Genomic DNA, 19206 nt, shown 5'->3' on the forward strand with positions numbered 1-19206 from the left:
AAAATTAGAGCTATATGTAATTATTAAACATAAAGTGCGCTGGTTTTGACTCATAATTAGATAATAAAAAAAGCCATGCAAGAGCATGGCTTTTTCATTGCTAAACTTAACTTTTAGTCAAAAGAGGGTTTAGTCATTGGTGCTGTAGCACTGTTTGTTGCTGTTTGGCTACCCGCTGCACGTGTATTGGTACGCTCGCGTAATGGTGCCGCTTGAACAACAGAGCCTGAAACATGCTCTTCAGGTGCTGGCGCTTTTGTCATTGCAGAAGCAGCATGGAAACCACGAGGTGAGGTTGCCATTACCGCCGTTGCTACAGCAGGTAAATCAACAACTGGAGTTACAGGTGATTTCATTTCAACTGTCTCTTCTGTTTTGATCACCGGAGCTGCGACTTCTTCGACAATAATAGGTTGCTCGATCACTTGTTCTTCAGCAGGCTCAGACTTTATTTCTACTGTTGTTTCTTCTGCTGTAAAGCGTGGGAAGACTTTACCCATCGCCATTTCAGGAATAGCAACACCAGAAAGTGTCGTTGTTTCAACTGCAACTACTTCAGATTTAGCTTCTACTACTGGTGCATTAATGATGATGTCATTTGTTTCAACTTCATCAATCACATCTGCAGCATCGACTTTCTCTTCTGTGATGTTTTTCTCAACAGGTGCTTCAACGGCTGGTTTGATACGAGACCAAACTTTGCCCATTGCCATTTCAGGAATTGCAACCCCTGAAGTAGGACGCATTGTTTTTGGTTTCTCAACGATAGAAACAACATTGACCATCTCGCTAATACTATCAGCAGCATCAATAGCTGCCTGCTCAATAGCATTTGCTTCTTCATTGGTAACAAAGTCAGATTTCTCTACGCGTGTATCACGCATACGGCGACGGCGTTGACCACTTGCACGTAAGTGACGTGGTGAGCGGCGATTACGGCGTTGAGTGCCTTCTTGCTCTTCATTATCAGCTTGCTCGTCAGTCACACCCTGAGTTTGTTCAGGTTTGTCTTGTGCTTCTTTAGCAATGCTAGTTCCCAATGCCATTAATGGTGATGGTGTTTGCTCTACAGCAGTTTCAACAGCTTCAACTTTTTCGACAGCATCAACGGTTGCATTTTGTTGTTCAACTGATTTTTCAACATTATCTGTGATACGTACTTTTTTACGAAGTTGACGACGCTGGCGGCGTTGTTTCACTTTTACCGCTTTTTCTTCGCTATCACGTTGTGCATCAACAGGCTGTTCAGTTGTTGCTTTTGCTGTTTGCTCGTCTTGTTGTTGACGTTGCTGTTTTTGCGCTTGAATTTCTTCTTTACGAGACTGACGCTTCTGCTCTTTCACTTCATCGTTATTACGGTTTTGGCGAGGAGCTTTGGCAGCCTTATCGTTTTGCTGTTGACGGTTTTTGTCATTACGGTCATTGCGGCGACGATTTTGGCGTTGCTCGTTATTACGTTCTTGACGCTCGTCATTGTTCTCAACATCGTTGTTATCACGACTGTTGTCACGGTTATTACGACGGTTGTTATCACGACTGTTGTCACGGTTATTACGACGGTTGTCAGAACGATCGTTGCGACGATTATTGTTGCGACGATTATTTTGATTGTTGTTTTGTTCTGTTTTTGCTTCAACAGGTTTCTCTTGTTGCTGTTCAGGGCTACCAGAGAAGAATGACGCTAATACAGAGAAGAAGCGGCTCAACAGACCAGGTTTATTGGCTGATGCAGTGGCAGGCTTAGCCGTTACTTTTGGTGTCGGCTTAGTGGCAGGCGTTGCAACAGGTGCTGGTTGTTTTGGTGCAGTGAACCCTTGAAGTATTGGCTCTTCACGCTTTTTGATGACGCGCTCAGGTTGTGGTGCTTCAATGGCTTCTGCTTCTTTTAACGCTTCTAACGTTTTAGGAATATGGTAAGAAAGGGTGTCTTGCTCTTCACCTTCACGAATACGCAGAACTTCAAAGTGCGGCGTTTCCATATCAGAGTTAGGAACGATAACAACACGTACACCATGATACTTTTCAATGTGTTGAACTGATCGACGCTTCTCGTTTAAAAGGTACGAGGCAACAGGTACAGGTACAATAGCAAGTACTTGTGAGCTGTTATCTTTAAGCGCTTCTTCTTCAATCAGTCGTAAGATTGATAGTGATAGTGATTCATTGTCACGTACAACACCAGTACCTGAACAACGAGGACAAACATGGTGGCTTGCTTCTGCAAGAGAAGGGCTTAAACGTTGACGAGACATTTCAAGTAGACCAAAACGTGAGATTCGACCGATTTGAACTCGTGCGCGATCCATACGAACAGCTTCACGTAAACGGTTTTCAACTTCACGTTGGTGGCGAACAGGTGTCATATCAATAAAATCGATAACAACCAGACCACCTAAGTCACGTAGACGTAATTGACGCGCAATTTCATCGGCAGCTTCTAAGTTTGTCTGTAATGCTGTTTCTTCAATATCGCCGCCCTTCGTTGCGCGAGCAGAGTTGATATCGATAGACGTTAATGCTTCTGTTGGATCAATAACAACAGAGCCACCTGAAGGTAAACGAACTTCGCGCTGGAACGCAGAGTCAATTTGGCTTTCAATTTGGTAGTGGCTAAATAGTGGAACTTCCCCCTCGTAACGCTTCACGCGAGACAAGAAATCAGGACGAATTAATTTAATATGATCACGTGCGCGGTCAAAAATTTTCGGGCTATCGATAAGAATTTCACCGATGTCACGACGTAAATAATCGCGGATTGCACGAACAATCACATTACTTTCTTGGTGAATAAGAAACGGAGCTGATTGTGAATCGGCTGCTTCTTTTACTGCATTCCAGTGGTTTAGTAGAACGTTTAAATCCCACTCAAGCTCTTCACCTGATTTACCCACACCAGCTGTACGTACAATCAGACCCATACCTTGGGGTAAGTCTAATGTGCTTAATGCAGCTTTAAGTTGGGTACGCTCTTCACCTTCGATACGGCGAGAAATACCGCCAGCACGAGGGTTGTTAGGCATTAAAACAAGATAACTGCCAGCTAGAGAGATAAAAGTAGTAAGGGCTGCGCCTTTGTTTCCGCGTTCTTCTTTATCAACTTGAACGATAACTTCTTGGCCTTCTTTTAGGACTTCCTTGATATTAGGACGACCTTGGTAAGAATAATTGGCAGGGAAGTAATCTTTCGCAACTTCTTTAAGAGGAAGGAAACCATGACGCTCAGCACCATAATCAACGAACGCTGCTTCCAGACTTGGTTCGATGCGTGTGATGCGGCCTTTGTAGATATTTGCTTTTTTAGATTCGTGACCAGGGCTTTCGATATCAAGATCAAATAGCTTTTGGCCATCAACTAATGCGACGCGCAACTCTTCCTTCTGAGTTGCGTTAATCAACATTCTTTTCATTATATTGTACTCATTTATTGTCGTTGTATTAGTACGCTAGTTACATCTGTTTTTTGATGGCGCCGGACTCCAAGTCTGATGTACGGTTGCAACCTCACGGTTGGAATGCAGGAGTGCTTTCTGGCCACACTTATCAGCCAACTGTATGTGAGATGGTTAGATCTAAAAAATACAGCTGGTATCACCACATTGAAGTGGTTGTATCTGTCACATCAAAAAAAAATGTAATTTGACGCACTAAAAAAAACTCCGATAACCCTAACGTCTTACGCCATTTGCTGCGTTGATTATCTGAGTTGTATAAAAAATAGCCATAAAGATGATTATATGCTCATCTTGTCAATGAAGTAGACAAAAAAACCTACCTCAGCACACAATGATAGCAGGCTCACTTTTTTGCGGCAATCTGCTTTATTTGCATGATACAATCAAACCTATGACAGAAGATAAACCTAAAGTGCAATTCATCGACATTAGCGATGACTTTGCAGGCCAGCGGATTGATAATTTTCTCCGCGCTAGGCTTAAAAACGTACCAAAAAGTATGATTTACCGCATTTTGCGTAAAGGCGAGGTGCGAGTAAACAAAAAACGTATTAAACCTGAATATAAATTGCAGGATGGTGATCTAGTACGCTTACCGCCGGTTTTTGTTCCTGAAAAAGAAGAACAAGCGCCAGTCAGTACCAAGTTGAATAAAGTCGCTGAATTAGAGCATTGCATCATCTATGAAGATGATCATATGTTAATTCTGAATAAACCATCAGGGACAGCAGTTCATGGCGGCAGTGGCTTAAAATTTGGTGCTATTGAAGCATTACGAGCGTTACGCCCTGATGCGCGATTTTTGGAACTCGTTCACCGAATTGACCGTGATACCTCGGGCATTTTGTTAGTGGCAAAGAAGCGTTCAGCTCTTCGTCAATTACAAGAGCAATTTAGAAATAAAACGGTGCAGAAATATTACTTCGCTTTAGTAATGGGGGAATGGAAAGCGAATTGCCGAAAAGTCACTGCACCTTTGTTAAAAAATGAAGTAAACAGCATTGTACGTGTTAACCCACAAGGTAAAGCATCCGATACGCGTTTTAAAGTATTAGAGCGATTCTCACAGGCAACATTGGTACAAGCTAGCCCTGTAACGGGTCGTACGCATCAGATCCGTGTGCATTGTCAGTATGAAGGCCATCCTATTGCTTGGGATGATCGATATGGTGATCCACGTTTTGATGCTTACACTAAAAAAACAGGTTTAGGGCGTTTGTTCCTTCATGCTGCAAATATCAAATTTACGCATCCAAGTACGGATGAAGCGATGGATATTAGCGCGCCAATGGAACCGGTTTTAGAACGTTGTTTGGAAAAGCTACGTCAAATGTAACCAAAGTGAAAGGCGAGGAAATCGTCTCGCCTTTTGTTTTGCACGACTTTTTTTCACGAATGTTAGTGAGTAAGTCTTATAAGACCGAAACGCCCTCATTAGCTAACATCTCAGTTAATGCAATTAAAGGTAATCCTACGAGCGTGTTAGGGTCACGCCCTTCAAGTTTATCAAATAGTGCAATTCCTAAACCTTCACTTTTAAAACTCCCTGCACAATACAAAGGTTGCTCTTTTCTCACGTAATTTTCAATTTGTTGTGGCGTAAGTGTTTTAAAGTGAACATGAAAAGGTTCACAAATGACTTGTGTTGATTGTGTTTTTGCATTGTAAACACATAGCCCTGTGTAAAAGGTAATGGTTTTTCCACTTGCGGCTTGTAATTGCTTACAAGCATTTTCTTCAGTATGGGGTTTGCCTAAGATTTTCCCATCAATCACACAAACTTGATCTGATCCTATAATAAGAGAATCTGGGTAAGTGCTGGCGCAAGCTTTGGCTTTTAATTGTGCAAGTCGACAGACTAACTGTTGGGCAGATTCTGTGGCTAATGCCGTCTCATCAGTTTCAGGGCTTGCTGTTTCAAAAGGGATCGCTAACTTTTCGAGTAGCATTTTTCGGTAAGGGGAGGTTGATGCCAGTAATAATGGTTGTGTCATAACAATGTTCTACACATCTAGAATGAATTTTAATACAGCAATGATATAGCAAGTTTCACTATGATTGCTGCAACTTTTATTAGGATTATATTGAATTGAGATTGTTGTATTACGGTTGTTTCATTCCACAATTCGGTGTATGTTCCGCATAATTTGTTAGATCCCCAACGTGGCCAATGACGAGACTTATATTGTTCAAAATATATGAGAGTTATTGACAGCGACTGCATATGATCATACGGCTATGTTAGTTGCTTTGTGCGTTATATTGGGTGTTATTTCATCGATTGTTCCGACACGATCAAGTGATTGAGTAGCAGACATTTAAACTTTTATTACTGAGATGTGGTGTCGAAGCGTTTTGTAATTTTCATCACAGCATGAGAATTGGTCAAAAGCTGTTAAATCACACACATTTCCTTTGACTCAAACAGACTATAAGGCTAATATTCGCGCCCTATGCAAAAGGTAAAATTGCCGCTAAAGGTAGATCCAGTACGTACAGCACAAAAAAGACTCGATTATGATGGCATCATCAAAGCCGATCTTTTGTCTCGCCTAGCTGAATCAACCCAGAGCGTAATAAGTGATGCAAACGTCAACTTGTCTTTTGACCTTGACCAACGTCGTATTCCTTTCATCCGCGGTATCGCAGATGTAGACGTGATGTTGACCTGCCAGCGATGTCAGGGAGAATTTCCACACCATATTCATGTGGAATTCTGTTATAGTCCGGTTCGCAACGAAGAAGCCGTAGATGAGTTACCGGAAGCCTATGAGCCGACAATCGTCGACGAAAATGGCGAGATCAACCTGATTCAACTTGTTGAAGACGAATTGATTCTGGAATTACCACAAGTCGCAATGCACGACGATGCTGATTGTAAAATTGGCTCGAAGAACATGTCTTTTGGTGAGATCCCCGTTGCTGATGAGCGTCCGAATCCGTTTGCAGTATTGAAAAATCTTAAGAGTTAAATTTAACAGGAGTAGGGTTAATGGCCGTACAAAAGAGCAAAAAATCACGTGCAGCACGTGGTATGCGTCGTTCACACGATGCCCTAACTACAGCAGCAGTTTCTGTAGATAAAGCATCTGGTGAGACTCACCTACGTCACCACGTGACAGCTGACGGTTTCTACCGTGGCCGCAAGGTTATCAACAAGTAAGGTTGAACCTTGATGGGTCTTACCGTTGCACTTGATGCAATGGGCGGGGATTTCGGTCCTCAAGTAACAGTGCCTGCCGCCGTGCAGGCACTGTTGCATTCGCCTGAGCTCAAACTTATTCTTTTTGGTGATCTAAGTGCAATCACTGCGCAGTTAACTCTCCTTAATAAGCTTAACCATCCTAGGCTAACGATCGTGCATTGCGATACCGTTATCGCTAACGAAACACGCCCATCACAAGCCCTTCGACATAGTAAAGGCTCATCTATGCGTATGGCATTAGATGCAGTTGCAGCAGGCCAAGCAGATGCATGTGTCAGTGCCGGTAATACTGGCGCACTCATGGCATTATCACGCTTTGTGTTGAAACAACTTCCGGGGGTTGAGCGTCCTGCATTAATTTCAGCGATACCCAATCGTGGTGCAAATCCAACATGGCTCCTTGATCTTGGCGCGAATGTGTCTTGTGATGCTGATACTTTATTCCAGTTTGCAGTTATGGGCTCTGTTCTTGCTGAACAAACCTTAGGTACTACACCACGTGTCGCATTATTAAATATTGGTGAAGAAGAGATCAAAGGTAATGATTTGGTTAAACGTTGTGCTGAAATGTTGATTCAATCTCCGGATATCAATTATGTTGGCTACGTTGAAGGTCACCAACTTTATTCAGATAAAGCCGATGTTATTGTGTGTGATGGTTTCGTTGGAAATGTGAGTTTAAAGACCAGTGAAGGGGTCGCAAACTTATTTATTGAACGGATAAAACATGCAATAGGTCGTAACCCTATTCGACGCATTATTGCTAAATGGCTGTTTAGTGAGCTCTTTGAAGGCTTGCAACAGTTGAACCCCGACCAGTATAACGGTGCAAGTCTGTTAGGATTGCGCGGTATTGTGGTGAAAAGCCATGGAAGTGCTGATACTGTCGCTTTTGCCAACGCGATAAGCGAAGCGGTTTACGAAGTTAAACGACAAATACCGAATAAAATCAGTGACCGTTTAGAAGAGGTCCTACTCGAGAGGCACTATTAGTCTTCATGAATAGCAAAATTCTAGGAACTGGCAGCTACCTGCCACAACAAGTACGCTCGAATGCGGACTTAGAAAAAATGGTAGAAACAAGCGATGAGTGGATTGTGACACGAACAGGTATTCGTGAGCGCCGTATTTCGTCTGAAGATGAAACTGTTGCCGTAATGGGCTACCAAGCCTCGTTAAAGGCAATTGAGATGGCGGGGATTGATAAAGAAGATATCGATCTGATCATTGTTGCCACCTCTAGCGCCAGTCACACATTTCCATCAGCAGCTTGCCAAGTGCAAGGTATGCTAGATATTAAAGGCTGTCCTGCATTTGATTTATCAGCGGCATGTACAGGCTTTGTTTATGCGTTAAGTGTTGCTGATCAGCATATCAAAACGGGTATGGCGAAAAATGTACTTGTTATCGGTTCTGATGCACTTTCTCATTGCTGTGATCCAGAGGATCGCTCAACCATTATTTTATTTGGTGATGCGGCGGGTGCGGTTGTGATTGGTGCGAGTGAAGAGCCTGGCATTATTTCAACGCATTTATATGCTGATGGCCATTTTGGTGGTTTATTAAGTCTTGCAGTACCAGAATATGGTAAAGATTTTGATGCTAACAAGTGGCTTTACATGGCAGGTAACGAAGTCTTTAAAGTAGCGGTAACCCAGTTATCGAACTTAGTGAAAAGTACGCTGGCTGAAAATAACATGGATAAGTCTGAGTTAGATTGGCTTGTACCTCACCAAGCAAATATGCGTATTATCTCAGCGACGGCGAAAAAATTATCAATGTCGATGGATCAAGTTGTGGTTACGCTTGATCGTCATGGTAATACGTCGGCTGCAACAGTCCCAACAGCATTAGATGAAGCGGTTCGTGATGGCCGTATTCAACGCGGTCAAACATTATTACTCGAAGCGTTTGGTGGCGGTTTTACTTGGGGCTCAGCATTAGTGAAGTTTTAATCAAGTGATTAAACATTACTGATTTGCTTTTATTTTTAGTGCATTAAAACTAATAAGCAATATATTAGTTTTAATGCATATTAATCGACTAATGATTAGTCAATAAAGAAGGATTCTCGAATGTCTAAGTTCGCGATTGTTTTCCCAGGTCAGGGCTCTCAAACCGTTGGTATGCTAGCTGAATTAGCAGAACAATTTGATGTGGTTAAAGAAACGTTCTCTGAGGCATCTGATGCGCTAGGTTACGATCTTTGGGCGTTAGTTCAAAACGGTCCAGCAGAAGATTTAAACCAAACACAACGCACTCAGCCTGCATTGTTAACAGCATCTGTTGCAATCTGGCGTGTATGGCAGCAGCAAGGTGGTGAACAACCAACGGTTCTTGCAGGTCACAGCCTAGGTGAATACTCAGCACTCGTATGTGCTGGTGTTATCGATTTTAAAGCAGCGGTTAAACTGGTTGAGCTACGCGGCCAACTTATGCAGGAAGCAGTACCGGCTGGTGTTGGTGCTATGTCTGCAATTATCGGCCTTGATAACGATGTAATTGCGAAAGCATGTGAGGAAGCGGCACAAGGTGAAGTTTGTTCTCCTGTCAACTTCAATTCACCAGGTCAAGTTGTTATTGCGGGTAATAAAGAAGCGGTAGAGCGTGCAAACGTAATATGTAAAGAAGCGGGCGCTAAACGTGCACTTCCTCTTCCTGTATCTGTGCCTTCTCACTGCGCATTGATGAAACCTGCGGCGGATAAACTTGCAGTAGCATTAGAAGCTATCGCATTTAATGCGCCGTCTGTACCTGTTATTAACAATGCTGACGTGGCAACAGAAACTGATCCTGCAGCAATCAAGTTTGCACTTGTTAAACAGCTATACAGCCCGGTACGTTGGACTGAATCAGTTGAGCGCATGGCTGCTGAAGGTATCGAAGAATTATTAGAAATGGGGCCTGGTAAAGTATTAACTGGTCTAACCAAGCGTATTGATCGCGCACTTAGCGGTGCTGCAGTTAATGATATTGCTTCATTAGAAGCGGCTGTGGCTAAGTAGTCATTAAGCTTTAAAGAGGATTTACAATGAGCCTGGAAGGTAAAGTTGCACTAGTTACAGGTGCAAGCCGTGGTATCGGCCGTGCAATTGCTGAAATTTTAGTAGAGCGTGGCGCAACAGTTATTGGTACTGCAACATCTGAAAGTGGTGCTGAAGCTATCAGTGCATATCTTGGTGATAAAGGTAAAGGTCTTGCTCTAAATGTGACGTCACCTGAGTCTATTGAATCAGTTTTAAAACAGATTAAAGCAGATTTTGGCGATGTTGACATTTTGGTGAACAATGCTGGTATCACTCGTGATAATCTATTGATGCGCATGAAAGATGATGAATGGCAAGATATCCTTGATACGAACCTAACATCTATCTTCCGCCTTTCTAAAGCGGTACTGCGTGCAATGATGAAAAAACGTAATGGTCGTATCATCAGTATTGGCTCTGTTGTGGGTACTATGGGTAATGCGGGTCAAACGAACTACGCAGCAGCAAAAGCTGGCCTATTAGGTTTCACAAAATCCATGGCACGCGAGGTAGCTTCTCGTGGTATTACAGTTAACGCAGTCGCTCCAGGTTTTATCGAAACAGATATGACTAAAGCGTTAAATGATGACCAACGTGCAGCAACACTTGCAAATGTACCTGCTGGTCGTTTAGGTGATCCGCGCGAAATTGCAGCAGCGGTTGCATTTTTAGCCTCAGATGATGCTGCTTACGTAACGGGCGAAACTTTGCACGTTAACGGCGGTATGTACATGATTTAATCAAAAGATTTGCAATACTTAATGACGCAAGTCAAACTGACCTAGTTTTATGATAAAATCGTGGTTTGACCAGCACTATGAGTGTTGCAACTTTTGTCGTAATGAATAAACTACAGCAAATCGCATTAGCGAATTCTTGTTAAGGAAATATATTAGTATGAGCAACATCGAAGAACGCGTAAAAAAAATCATCGTTGAGCAACTAGGCGTAGACGAAGCTGAAGTTAAAAACGAATCATCTTTCGTTGACGATCTAGGTGCAGACTCACTAGATACAGTTGAACTAGTAATGGCACTTGAAGAAGAATTCGATACAGAGATTCCAGACGAAGAAGCTGAAAAAATTACTACTGTTCAAGCTGCAATCGACTACGTAAACAGCGCACAGTAATATAAAAATGAATATATCCAGGCGGTCTTTATGACCGCCTGTTTTTTTTTAATTTCCTGTTTTATCCTCAATTCCCGGAGAAATTAATCGTGTCTAAGCGTCGTGTAGTTGTAACTGGCATGGGTATGCTTACCCCGGTTGGTAATTCTGTTGAATCTTCTTGGAAAGCTTTACAGTCAGGCACTAGTGGTATTAGTACTATCCAACATTTTGATGCAAGCGCATTTGCTACTCAATTTGCCGGCATGATCAAAGACTTCAATTGCGAAGATTACATGTCCAAGAAAGATGCACGCAAAATGGATTTATTCATTCAGTATGGCATTGCTGCTGGCGTACAAGCTTTCAAAGATTCAGGTATTGAAGTTACTGAAGAAAATGCAGCACGCATTGGCGTTGCTATCGGTTCTGGTATTGGTGGCTTAGGTCTAATTGAAGTTGGCCATCAAGCTTTAATGGAAAAAGGTCCGCGCAAAATTAGCCCGTTCTTTGTTCCTTCAACAATTGTAAATATGATCGCTGGACACATGTCTATCATGTACGGTCTACGTGGTCCAAATATCGCAATCTCTACCGCATGTACGACTGGCCTTCATAACATTGGTCATGCAGCGCGTATGATCGCTTACGGCGATGCAGATGCGATGGTTGCTGGTGGTGCAGAAAAAGCATCAACGCCATTAGGTATGGGCGGTTTCGCAGCAGCAAAAGCACTATCTACGCGTAACGACGATCCTCAAGCGGCTTCTCGTCCATGGGACCAAGATCGCGACGGTTTCGTACTAGGTGATGGTGCGGGTGTTATCGTGCTAGAAGAGTATGAACACGCAAAAGCACGTGGCGCTAAAATTTATGCTGAGCTTGTAGGCTTTGGTATGAGTGGTGACGCTTACCACATGACTTCACCAAGTGCAGATGGTTCAGGTGGCGCGCTAGCAATGGAAGCATGTATCCGTGATGCGGGTATTAATGCAGACCAAATTGGCTATATTAATGCGCATGGCACATCGACACCAGCAGGTGACGTTGCTGAAACATTAGGTATCAAGCGTGCTATGGGTAGCGCAGTTGATAACGTTATGGTTTCTTCAACAAAATCAATGACAGGTCATCTATTGGGTGCTGCAGGTTCTGTAGAATCAATCATCACTATTCTAAGCTTAGTAGATCAAGTGGTTCCACCAACAATTAACTTGGATAATCCAGGTGAAGGTTGTGATCTTGACTATGTTCCAGGTGAAGCCCGCCAAGCAAATCTAGAGTACGCATTGTGTAACTCATTTGGTTTTGGTGGTACTAACGGTTCATTATTATTTAAGAAAATGTAGTTACATTTGTCTCTAAATGGCATCAGGAAAATCGCTTAATAACCTGATATGATTAGCAGCCCGATATCTTTGTAGGTATTGGGCTGTTTTTTATCATAAAAAGGATAATCGATGGCGTTTATTAACAGTCAGAAACAACGAGAGTTAGCAATAACGGATCGTGCTATACAATATGGAGATGGCTGTTTTTCGACAATAGGCGTTAAACAGGGAAAGCTGTTGTTATGGCGGTTTCATCTTGAACGATTACAACAAACGTTGCGCAGGTTAGCGATTAATGAACCTGATTGGGATCAAGTCTTTCTACAGGCTAAAAAACTCGCTCAATCTTTCACTGATCGTGGTGGGATAAAAATATTAATCAGCCGAGGTGGCGGCGGTAGGGGGTATAGCCCAACGGGCTGCGATGACACGACAGTTATTTTTAGTGCTTTCAATTGGCCTACCCATTATAAGCAATGGCAGAAAGATGGCATCATACTGGGGGTTTGTCAGCAGCAACTGGGTTACAGTCCAATGCTTGCGGGGATGAAGCACTTAAATCGATTAGAACAGGTACTCTTAAAACAAGAAGTCGAACATAAACAATGGTTGGATGCTGTGGTGCTCAATACCAATGATCATGTTATTGAAACAACAGCATCTAATATCTTCTGGCGTAAAGGGCGTGTTGTTTATACGCCAGAATTAATAGGATCTGGAGTTGAAGGTGTCATGCGTCGACATGTCATTACATTGCTTTCAACGTTGCCATATACGTTAGAATTAGGTGATTATTCTCTGGCAGATTTGCTTTGTGCTGATGAAGTATTTATAACCAATGCGTTAATGGAGTTAGTGCCAATAATGGCGATTGACTCTACCTATTATCAACAACAGTCACTACTCGACGTATTACAAAAGAGGCTATATACGTGTTAAAGAAGTTGATTCTTATTGTTTTCATTCTTGCTGCCCTAGCGGCAGGTGCTGCTGGTTGGGCGTATACTCAAGTGAAGAACGAGCTAAATCTGCCCGTTATTAATACTGAGCAGGTAATGATAACAGTTAAACCAGGGACATCGTTTAGAGGGTTAATCAATCAGCTTGTACAAGATAAAGTGATCAAGGCATCACAATGGACGCGCTGGGTCGGAAAGTTAGATCCCTCTTTAACGGATATTAAGGCAGGAACTTACGGTCTAGAGCCACATAAAACATTGCAAGAAGTATTGGCATTGATTGCTTCTGGCAAGGAGTTTCAATATTCAATCACCTTGGTTGAAGGTGAGCGTTTTAGTGAATGGTTAAAAAAAATCCAAGCTGCGCCTGAATTAAAGCATATTACTGATGGCATGACAGAGCCACAAATTGCGAAAGCGATCGGCATTGATAACGTTAAAATTGAAGGTTATTTACTGCCTGATACGTATCATTACACAGCGGGTACTACCGATATTGCAGTACTGAAACGTGCTTATCTAGCGATGAATAAAGAGTTAGCCACTGCGTGGGAGCGACGTGAGAAAGATCTGCCTTTAAAAGATCCTTATCAAGTATTGATCATGGCTTCTATTATTGAAAAAGAAACCGCTGTGCCAGCAGAACGAGGTTTGGTTGCGTCTGTCTTTATGAATCGTTTGCGCAAAGGGATGCCTTTACAAACCGACCCAACCGTTATTTATGGCATGGGTGATAAATATAAAGGCAATATTCGTAAAAAAGATCTTAGAACCCCAACGCCTTATAACACCTATACCATGAAAGGTTTACCACCAACACCGATAGCAATGCCAAGTAAAGCATCAGTATTAGCAGCCGTTAATCCTGATAAGAGCAATTACTATTATTTCGTGGCCGATGGTAAAGGCGGGCACAAATTCTCTACAACTTTGGTTGAGCACAACCGTGCGGTTCGTGCATACCTGAAAACATTAAGAAAACAGTCACAATGATCGGTAAATTTATTGTCATCGAAGGTCTTGAAGGGGCCGGTAAAAGTACTGCGATTAAGCAAGTTATCGCGACCTTGGCACAGCATGGTATTCATGATCCAGCATCAACGCGAGAGCCTGGTGGTACACCTTTAGCAGAGCAAATGCGGGCACTGGTTAAAGAAGGGCATCCTGATGAGCCATTAACCGATATGGCTGAATTATTACTGCTTTATGCGGCACGTATTCAATTGGTTGATAACGTGATTAAACCTGCATTGAACCAAGGCCAGTGGGTTGTTGGCGACCGTCATGATATGTCATCCCAAGCATACCAAGGTGGCGGACGTGGTTTTGATAAAGCATTAATGGAAAATCTACGTGATACGGTACTGGGCGATTTTCGTCCTGATCTGACTATCTATATGGATATCGAGCCTGAACTGGGGTTACAACGTGCCCGTGGTCGTGGTGCGCTAGATCGTATCGAACAAATGAATGTCGATTTCTTCCATCGTGCGCGTGCGCGTTTTCTTGAATTATCAGAGAATCAACCAAACGTCATTATTATCGATGCAAGTCAGCGTTTAGAAAAAGTGACTGAAGATCTACAGTCTGCGCTGAATGCATGGTTGGAGCAGCAATAACATGTTGTATCCGTGGCAAGAATCGTTATGGCAGAATTGGCAACAGTTGTTAGAGCAAAAGCGGCTTCATCATGCCATTTTGTTGTTGGCGGTAAAAGGCAGTGGCCGTGATGTCCTCGCGCGCCAGTTAGCTAAAACCGTTTTATGTCAAAACAATGAAACAGAACCATGTGATGTTTGCCATAGCTGTAAATTATTTGAAGCTAACAGCCATCCTGATTTTCATGTTATTAAGCCTGAACAAGAAGGAAAACAAATCGGTGTTGATGCGGTTCGACAATGTAACCGCTGGGCAACGGAAACCTCTCACTTAAATGGTCAGCGTGTTATTTTAATTGAACATGCCGATGCAATGGGAGAAGCGGGCTCGAATGCGATTTTAAAAACGCTTGAAGAGCCACCGCAAGGTTGTCAGTTTATTCTAACGGCGCAAAGTTTAGATAGTTTATTACCGACTATTGTTAGTCGTTGTAATAAATGGCGTTTGCCAATACCTGCTGAGTCAAATGTAAAGCAGTGGGTTGAGCATAAATTAATGCAATCGATTAACGTTGAATTTATTCGCCTTAATAGTGGGGCGCCATTGTCAACGTTAGCGTTTGTTGAAAGTGGTATGAATATTCGTCATGCTAATTTGATCAAAGCTTTTGCCGAGTTTTTACAGCCACCAAATATTGGTATCTATGATGTTACCGCGATGTGTACTGCAGACGGTATTGTTACATTAAAATGGCTAAGCTATTTTTTAGTCGACTGTATTAAGTATCAGCAAGGTGTAAGCAATAGTTTTGTGCACAACGAATCTTTAGTGGCAGTACAACAGGTTGCTACACAGGTTTCGGGGGCTTTGTTACTTGAGCAGTCAAGAAAAATTAATACGCTATACCGTAAATTAGAGCAGCATACAGGATTGAATATTGAGCTGTTAGTTGTAGAGTGGCTAACTGGTTTTATTCAAGATTAAGCGTAGTATTGAGTTTTGTATTTATAGTCATATTCAGAGATAAAAGAGGAACGCCCGTGTTAGTTGATTCACATTGTCATCTCGACAAACTTGATTACGATAAGTTACATACAGGGATTGATGATGTACTTAATAAAGCCAAAGAAAGAGGTGTAGAGTACTTTCTTTCTGTTGGTGTAACGTTGGCCGCTTTTCCTAAAATGATGGAAATGATCGCCCCTTACGAAAATATTTTTGCTTCTTGTGGTATTCACCCTTTAGATGTTGAGTCTGGTTATAACTACGAACAGTTTAAGGCTTTTGCGCAACATGAAAGAGTTGTGGCTATTGGTGAAACGGGGTTAGATTACCATTACCAGCCTGATACGGCAGAGCTTCAGCAAGAGATCTTTCGCCAACAGGTTCGTGTCGCGGTTGAATTGAATAAGCCACTTATTATCCATACTCGTATGGCACGTGAAGATACAATGCGTATTCTTCGTGAAGAAGGGGCTCAAAAATGTGGCGGTGTTTTACACTGTTTCACTGAATCGCTTGAAATGGCATTAGATGCGATTGAACTTGGTTTTTATATTTCGATTTCAGGGATTGTAACATTTAATACAGCAAGCGATCTGAAAAATGTGGTGAGCCAATTGCCACTGGATCGTTTGTTAGTTGAAACGGATTCACCGTTCCTTGCGCCAATGCCATACCGAGGTAAGCAAAATCAGCCTGCGTATACACGTGAAGTTGCTCAATATATTGCGTTGCTAAAAGGTGTTTCCGTTGAAGAGGTTGAACGAGCAACCACTGAAAATTTCTTTACGCTATTTCCTTTAGCGAAGAAATAACTTTGATAGATTGGTCGTGAAAAAAGAGAAGCGCTGGCTTCTCTTTTTTTTTGGTTAGAAGTGTTGGCGAGAGTAAATATATATAAATCGTTACTTTTAATTATTACAAAAGTAACAAAGGTAACTGAGTATATATTCAGCATAGAATGAAACGTAATTAATAGTACTTATATGGATATATAGAAGTAGGATATTTTATTGATTGATAAATATCACAGATCTTTTAATGATGACTATTGGTTAAAGCATTGTATCCATCCCGTTTTAAATTTGTCATTGAAACTTAATAAAAAGTGAATTTTTATCTTTACTATCAGCAATTTAATGCTTTTTCTTTAATTAATGTGATCAATGTTCTATATTTTTGATGTTATTTAAGTATATTCTGGCGAAAATGGGTAAAAACGCGCAATATTGATTATTGGGGGTAATGCTTTCAAGGAATGCTTTAATCAGTTTATTATTAGAAGATGCTAAAGATAAATTAATTAAAGCAGACAGCATTTATTATTGAATCCTAATTATACCAATTAAATTAATGAGTTATTACAGGTGTCTCTGTCGGTGTCAATGACATTCTGCAGTTATACATTTGGATATATCAAAGGGTAAAAAAATTATGTCGAATGGCAATAAGTCTTCAGCAGAGAAGATCCTTGAAGGAGTTGGTGGTGCAGGCAATATAAAATTTTTGTCTTGCTGCGCAACTCGCTTACGTTTTGAATTAAATGATAATTCTATTGTTGATAAAGCAGCATTAGATGCCATTCCTGATGTGATGGGGTGTATTCCTCAAAGCGGTGATCGCTACCAAATTGTTATCGGTGGTGGTGTTGCGACTATGCATAGCGCATTACAGCAACTGATGGAAAGTCAAACGGGTAGTGGTACAGCAAGCACGAATGAAGTGAAAGCTGATAATGCATCAAATGATGATATTAAAGCTTCTATGCGCTCTAGTGGTGTAAGAGGGAAAGTTGCTTGGGTTGATGGTTTTTTTGAATACCTTTCAGATTCGTTCCGTCCAATTTTAGGTATTTTATTAGGTGCGTCGTTAATTATTGCACTATGTGCAGTATTAGACGCCCTTCATATTGTTGACTTTAGAGGTGATAAGTCTGCAGGTTGGGTTTTTGTTGACTCAATGTGGCATACAGTATTTTACTTCTTGCCTATTATGGTTGCTTACAATGCCTCGAAAAAACTGAAGGTTGATCCTTGGTTGGGCGCTGCAATCATGGGCGCACTTATGACGCCTGATTTCCAAAAACTAACCTCACTTGCATCAACAACATCGATTAAAGATACGACCTTAGGGACTGTCTCTCATGTTGCCCATGTGTTTGGTTTACCAATGCAGCTTAATGATTATTCTGGTAACGTATTTGTACCGCTAATCATGGTTGCTGTATTAGCTGTGGTTTATCGCTTCCTGAAGAAGATTGTTCCAGATAATTTGCACATGGTATTTGTGCCGTTCTTATCTTTGATTATCATGATTCCGCTTACAGCGTTCCTAATTGGTCCTCTAGGTGTTTGGATTGGTACTTACTTAGGTCTTGGTTTAGCTTGGCTTAATACACATGCACCATTTGTGTTCGCGATTCTAATTCCATTACTGTACCCATTCCTTGTACCTCTTGGTCTTCACTGGCCTCTAAATGCATTGATGCTAATGAATATTCAAACATTGGGTTATGACTTCATTCAAGGTCCTATGGGTGTTTGGAACTTTGCATGTTTCGGTGCAACAGCGGGTGTGCTACTAATTTCATTACGTGAAAAAGATAAAACCATGCGTCAGACAGCTTCTGGTGCGTTAGCTGCTGGTTTATTCGGTGGTATTTCGGAGCCTTCACTATACGGTATACACTTACGATTTAAGAAAGTTTACTCACGTATGCTTCCTGGTTGTCTAGCTGGTGGTTTAACAATTGCAATTCTAGGTTCTCAATACGGTGGTATTAAAACTAAGGCGTTTGCATTTACTTCGTTACTAACCATCCCAGTATTCCACCCAATGTGGGTATATGCAGTATCAATTGCAGTGGCATTCATTGTGCCAATGCTACTTATTTTCTTCTTTGACTATCGTACTCCAGAAGAAAAAGCGGCTCATAAAGAATAAGTTTATTCTTATTCGTTGAATGCTCATAATCCCGTAATGAAAATTACGGGATTTTTTTTAACCGTTTTGAAATAATTAGGTGTTATTTCATTTAATTTAAAATTGTGATAAAGATCTGCACGTGAAATCGCTTAGCTATAAAGTGGACTGTATATCAAAAACAAGAACCTCTCAATCATCCACAACACTGGTATTTTTCTCATTTACATTACTTTTAATGAAAATAGTCGTTTAATCTCATTTTTACTTATAAGTAATCATATTAGGCTATTCTAATTAAAATAGGTGTGCGAAATACTCAACCCATATTAACTTATGCTAACGATAAATAGTTTTATTTACTTAACGAATGTTACATTGGTTACATAAGTTACTTTTTAGAGATTAATCTATTGGCATTAATAGATTGATTGGTTTAAAAGTTATTTATTATCAATTGGTTATTGGTTTGTTTCTGCTTTTTAATATATTTATTTTGATGTGATCGCCATTATATATTCTGAATCTTTCATCACTATCTTTTAGTAAATATGACAATCATCAAGTTATATTAATTATCGAAATTTATACTTATGCCGA

The 19206-nt window shown here is 41.3% G+C and carries 17 protein-coding genes; 15 read left to right on the plus strand and 2 right to left on the minus strand.

Going from position 1 to position 19206, the window contains the following annotated elements; all coding sequences use genetic code 11:
- Positions 1-113: 113 nt before the first annotated feature.
- The gene (gene rne, locus C9J42_RS03150) at positions 114-3407 is read right to left on the minus strand and encodes a ribonuclease E (RefSeq protein WP_107245919.1); all 3294 of its coding nucleotides are present in this window, start codon (positions 3405-3407) and stop codon (positions 114-116) included.
- A 436-nt stretch (positions 3408-3843) separates the two neighbouring features.
- On the opposite strand from rne, the gene rluC reads away from it, so the two are divergent.
- Positions 3844-4788 (plus strand): 23S rRNA pseudouridine(955/2504/2580) synthase RluC, encoded by a 945-nt coding sequence (rluC, locus tag C9J42_RS03155; RefSeq protein WP_107301710.1) that lies wholly within the window; start codon positions 3844-3846, stop codon positions 4786-4788.
- 76 nt (positions 4789-4864) lie between these two features.
- On the opposite strand, the gene C9J42_RS03160 is transcribed toward rluC, so the two are convergent.
- Positions 4865-5446 (minus strand): nucleoside triphosphate pyrophosphatase, encoded by a 582-nt coding sequence (locus tag C9J42_RS03160; RefSeq protein WP_107287140.1) that lies wholly within the window; start codon positions 5444-5446, stop codon positions 4865-4867.
- 459 nt (positions 5447-5905) lie between these two features.
- Here C9J42_RS03160 and yceD point away from each other — a divergent pair, with 459 nt between their 5' ends.
- From yceD to C9J42_RS03230, 14 genes are all read left to right on the plus strand, one after another.
- The gene (gene yceD / locus C9J42_RS03165) at positions 5906-6424 is read left to right on the plus strand and encodes a 23S rRNA accumulation protein YceD (protein WP_005368721.1); all 519 of its coding nucleotides are present in this window, start codon (positions 5906-5908) and stop codon (positions 6422-6424) included.
- A gap of 20 nt (positions 6425-6444) precedes the next feature.
- Positions 6445-6615 (plus strand): 50S ribosomal protein L32, encoded by a 171-nt coding sequence (rpmF, locus tag C9J42_RS03170; protein WP_005368719.1) that lies wholly within the window; start codon positions 6445-6447, stop codon positions 6613-6615.
- A 9-nt stretch (positions 6616-6624) separates the two neighbouring features.
- Complete coding sequence (gene plsX / locus C9J42_RS03175; protein ID WP_199187011.1) at positions 6625-7650, plus strand: phosphate acyltransferase PlsX; 1026 nt, start codon at positions 6625-6627, stop codon at positions 7648-7650.
- A gap of 5 nt (positions 7651-7655) precedes the next feature.
- Complete coding sequence (locus C9J42_RS03180) at positions 7656-8612, plus strand: beta-ketoacyl-ACP synthase III (RefSeq protein WP_107206198.1); 957 nt, start codon at positions 7656-7658, stop codon at positions 8610-8612.
- Between the two features lie 120 nt (positions 8613-8732).
- The gene (gene fabD, locus C9J42_RS03185) at positions 8733-9662 is read left to right on the plus strand and encodes an ACP S-malonyltransferase (RefSeq protein WP_107301648.1); all 930 of its coding nucleotides are present in this window, start codon (positions 8733-8735) and stop codon (positions 9660-9662) included.
- A 26-nt stretch (positions 9663-9688) separates the two neighbouring features.
- On the plus strand, positions 9689-10423 hold the full coding sequence (gene fabG / locus C9J42_RS03190) for a 3-oxoacyl-ACP reductase FabG (RefSeq protein WP_107206200.1): 735 nt from the start codon (positions 9689-9691) through the stop codon (positions 10421-10423).
- 157 nt (positions 10424-10580) lie between these two features.
- Positions 10581-10814: an acyl carrier protein gene (gene acpP / locus C9J42_RS03195; protein ID WP_005368712.1), complete on the plus strand. Its 234-nt coding sequence runs from the start codon at positions 10581-10583 to the stop codon at positions 10812-10814.
- Positions 10815-10903: 89 nt separating this feature from the next.
- On the plus strand, positions 10904-12142 hold the full coding sequence (gene fabF / locus C9J42_RS03200; RefSeq protein ID WP_107206201.1) for a beta-ketoacyl-ACP synthase II: 1239 nt from the start codon (positions 10904-10906) through the stop codon (positions 12140-12142).
- Between the two features lie 111 nt (positions 12143-12253).
- Complete coding sequence (gene pabC, locus C9J42_RS03205) at positions 12254-13063, plus strand: aminodeoxychorismate lyase (protein WP_107206202.1); 810 nt, start codon at positions 12254-12256, stop codon at positions 13061-13063.
- The gene (mltG, locus tag C9J42_RS03210; RefSeq protein WP_107301649.1) at positions 13057-14076 is read left to right on the plus strand and encodes an endolytic transglycosylase MltG; all 1020 of its coding nucleotides are present in this window, start codon (positions 13057-13059) and stop codon (positions 14074-14076) included. Before pabC ends, mltG begins: the two co-directional genes overlap by 7 nt.
- On the plus strand, positions 14073-14702 hold the full coding sequence (gene tmk / locus C9J42_RS03215) for a dTMP kinase (protein ID WP_107245926.1): 630 nt from the start codon (positions 14073-14075) through the stop codon (positions 14700-14702). Before mltG ends, tmk begins: the two co-directional genes overlap by 4 nt.
- A 1-nt stretch (position 14703) precedes the next feature.
- Positions 14704-15666 (plus strand): DNA polymerase III subunit delta', encoded by a 963-nt coding sequence (gene holB, locus C9J42_RS03220; protein ID WP_107301650.1) that lies wholly within the window; start codon positions 14704-14706, stop codon positions 15664-15666.
- Positions 15667-15722: 56 nt separating this feature from the next.
- Positions 15723-16499, plus strand: coding sequence for a TatD family hydrolase (locus C9J42_RS03225; RefSeq protein ID WP_107206206.1), 777 nt, complete (start codon positions 15723-15725; stop codon positions 16497-16499).
- Between the two features lie 619 nt (positions 16500-17118).
- Positions 17119-18627, plus strand: a complete 1509-nt coding sequence (locus C9J42_RS03230) for a PTS transporter subunit EIIC (protein WP_107206207.1) — start codon at positions 17119-17121, stop codon at positions 18625-18627.
- Positions 18628-19206 lie beyond the last annotated feature (579 nt).

The organism is Photobacterium sp. GB-56 (genome assembly GCF_003026105.1).
In the GTDB taxonomy this organism is placed as follows: Bacteria; Pseudomonadota; Gammaproteobacteria; order Enterobacterales; family Vibrionaceae; genus Photobacterium.

Coding starts and splice junctions, on each gene's coding strand:
- rne (WP_107245919.1), bottom strand. CDS start 3,407: ATGAAAAGAATGTTGATTAACGCAACTCAGAAGGAAGAGTTGCGCGTC.
- rluC (WP_107301710.1), top strand. CDS start 3,844: ATGACAGAAGATAAACCTAAAGTGCAATTCATCGACATTAGCGATGAC.
- C9J42_RS03160 (WP_107287140.1), bottom strand. CDS start 5,446: ATGACACAACCATTATTACTGGCATCAACCTCCCCTTACCGAAAAATG.
- yceD (WP_005368721.1), top strand. CDS start 5,906: ATGCAAAAGGTAAAATTGCCGCTAAAGGTAGATCCAGTACGTACAGCA.
- rpmF (WP_005368719.1), top strand. CDS start 6,445: ATGGCCGTACAAAAGAGCAAAAAATCACGTGCAGCACGTGGTATGCGT.
- C9J42_RS03180 (WP_107206198.1), top strand. CDS start 7,656: ATGAATAGCAAAATTCTAGGAACTGGCAGCTACCTGCCACAACAAGTA.
- fabD (WP_107301648.1), top strand. CDS start 8,733: ATGTCTAAGTTCGCGATTGTTTTCCCAGGTCAGGGCTCTCAAACCGTT.
- fabG (WP_107206200.1), top strand. CDS start 9,689: ATGAGCCTGGAAGGTAAAGTTGCACTAGTTACAGGTGCAAGCCGTGGT.
- acpP (WP_005368712.1), top strand. CDS start 10,581: ATGAGCAACATCGAAGAACGCGTAAAAAAAATCATCGTTGAGCAACTA.
- pabC (WP_107206202.1), top strand. CDS start 12,254: ATGGCGTTTATTAACAGTCAGAAACAACGAGAGTTAGCAATAACGGAT.
- tmk (WP_107245926.1), top strand. CDS start 14,073: ATGATCGGTAAATTTATTGTCATCGAAGGTCTTGAAGGGGCCGGTAAA.
- holB (WP_107301650.1), top strand. CDS start 14,704: ATGTTGTATCCGTGGCAAGAATCGTTATGGCAGAATTGGCAACAGTTG.
- C9J42_RS03230 (WP_107206207.1), top strand. CDS start 17,119: ATGTCGAATGGCAATAAGTCTTCAGCAGAGAAGATCCTTGAAGGAGTT.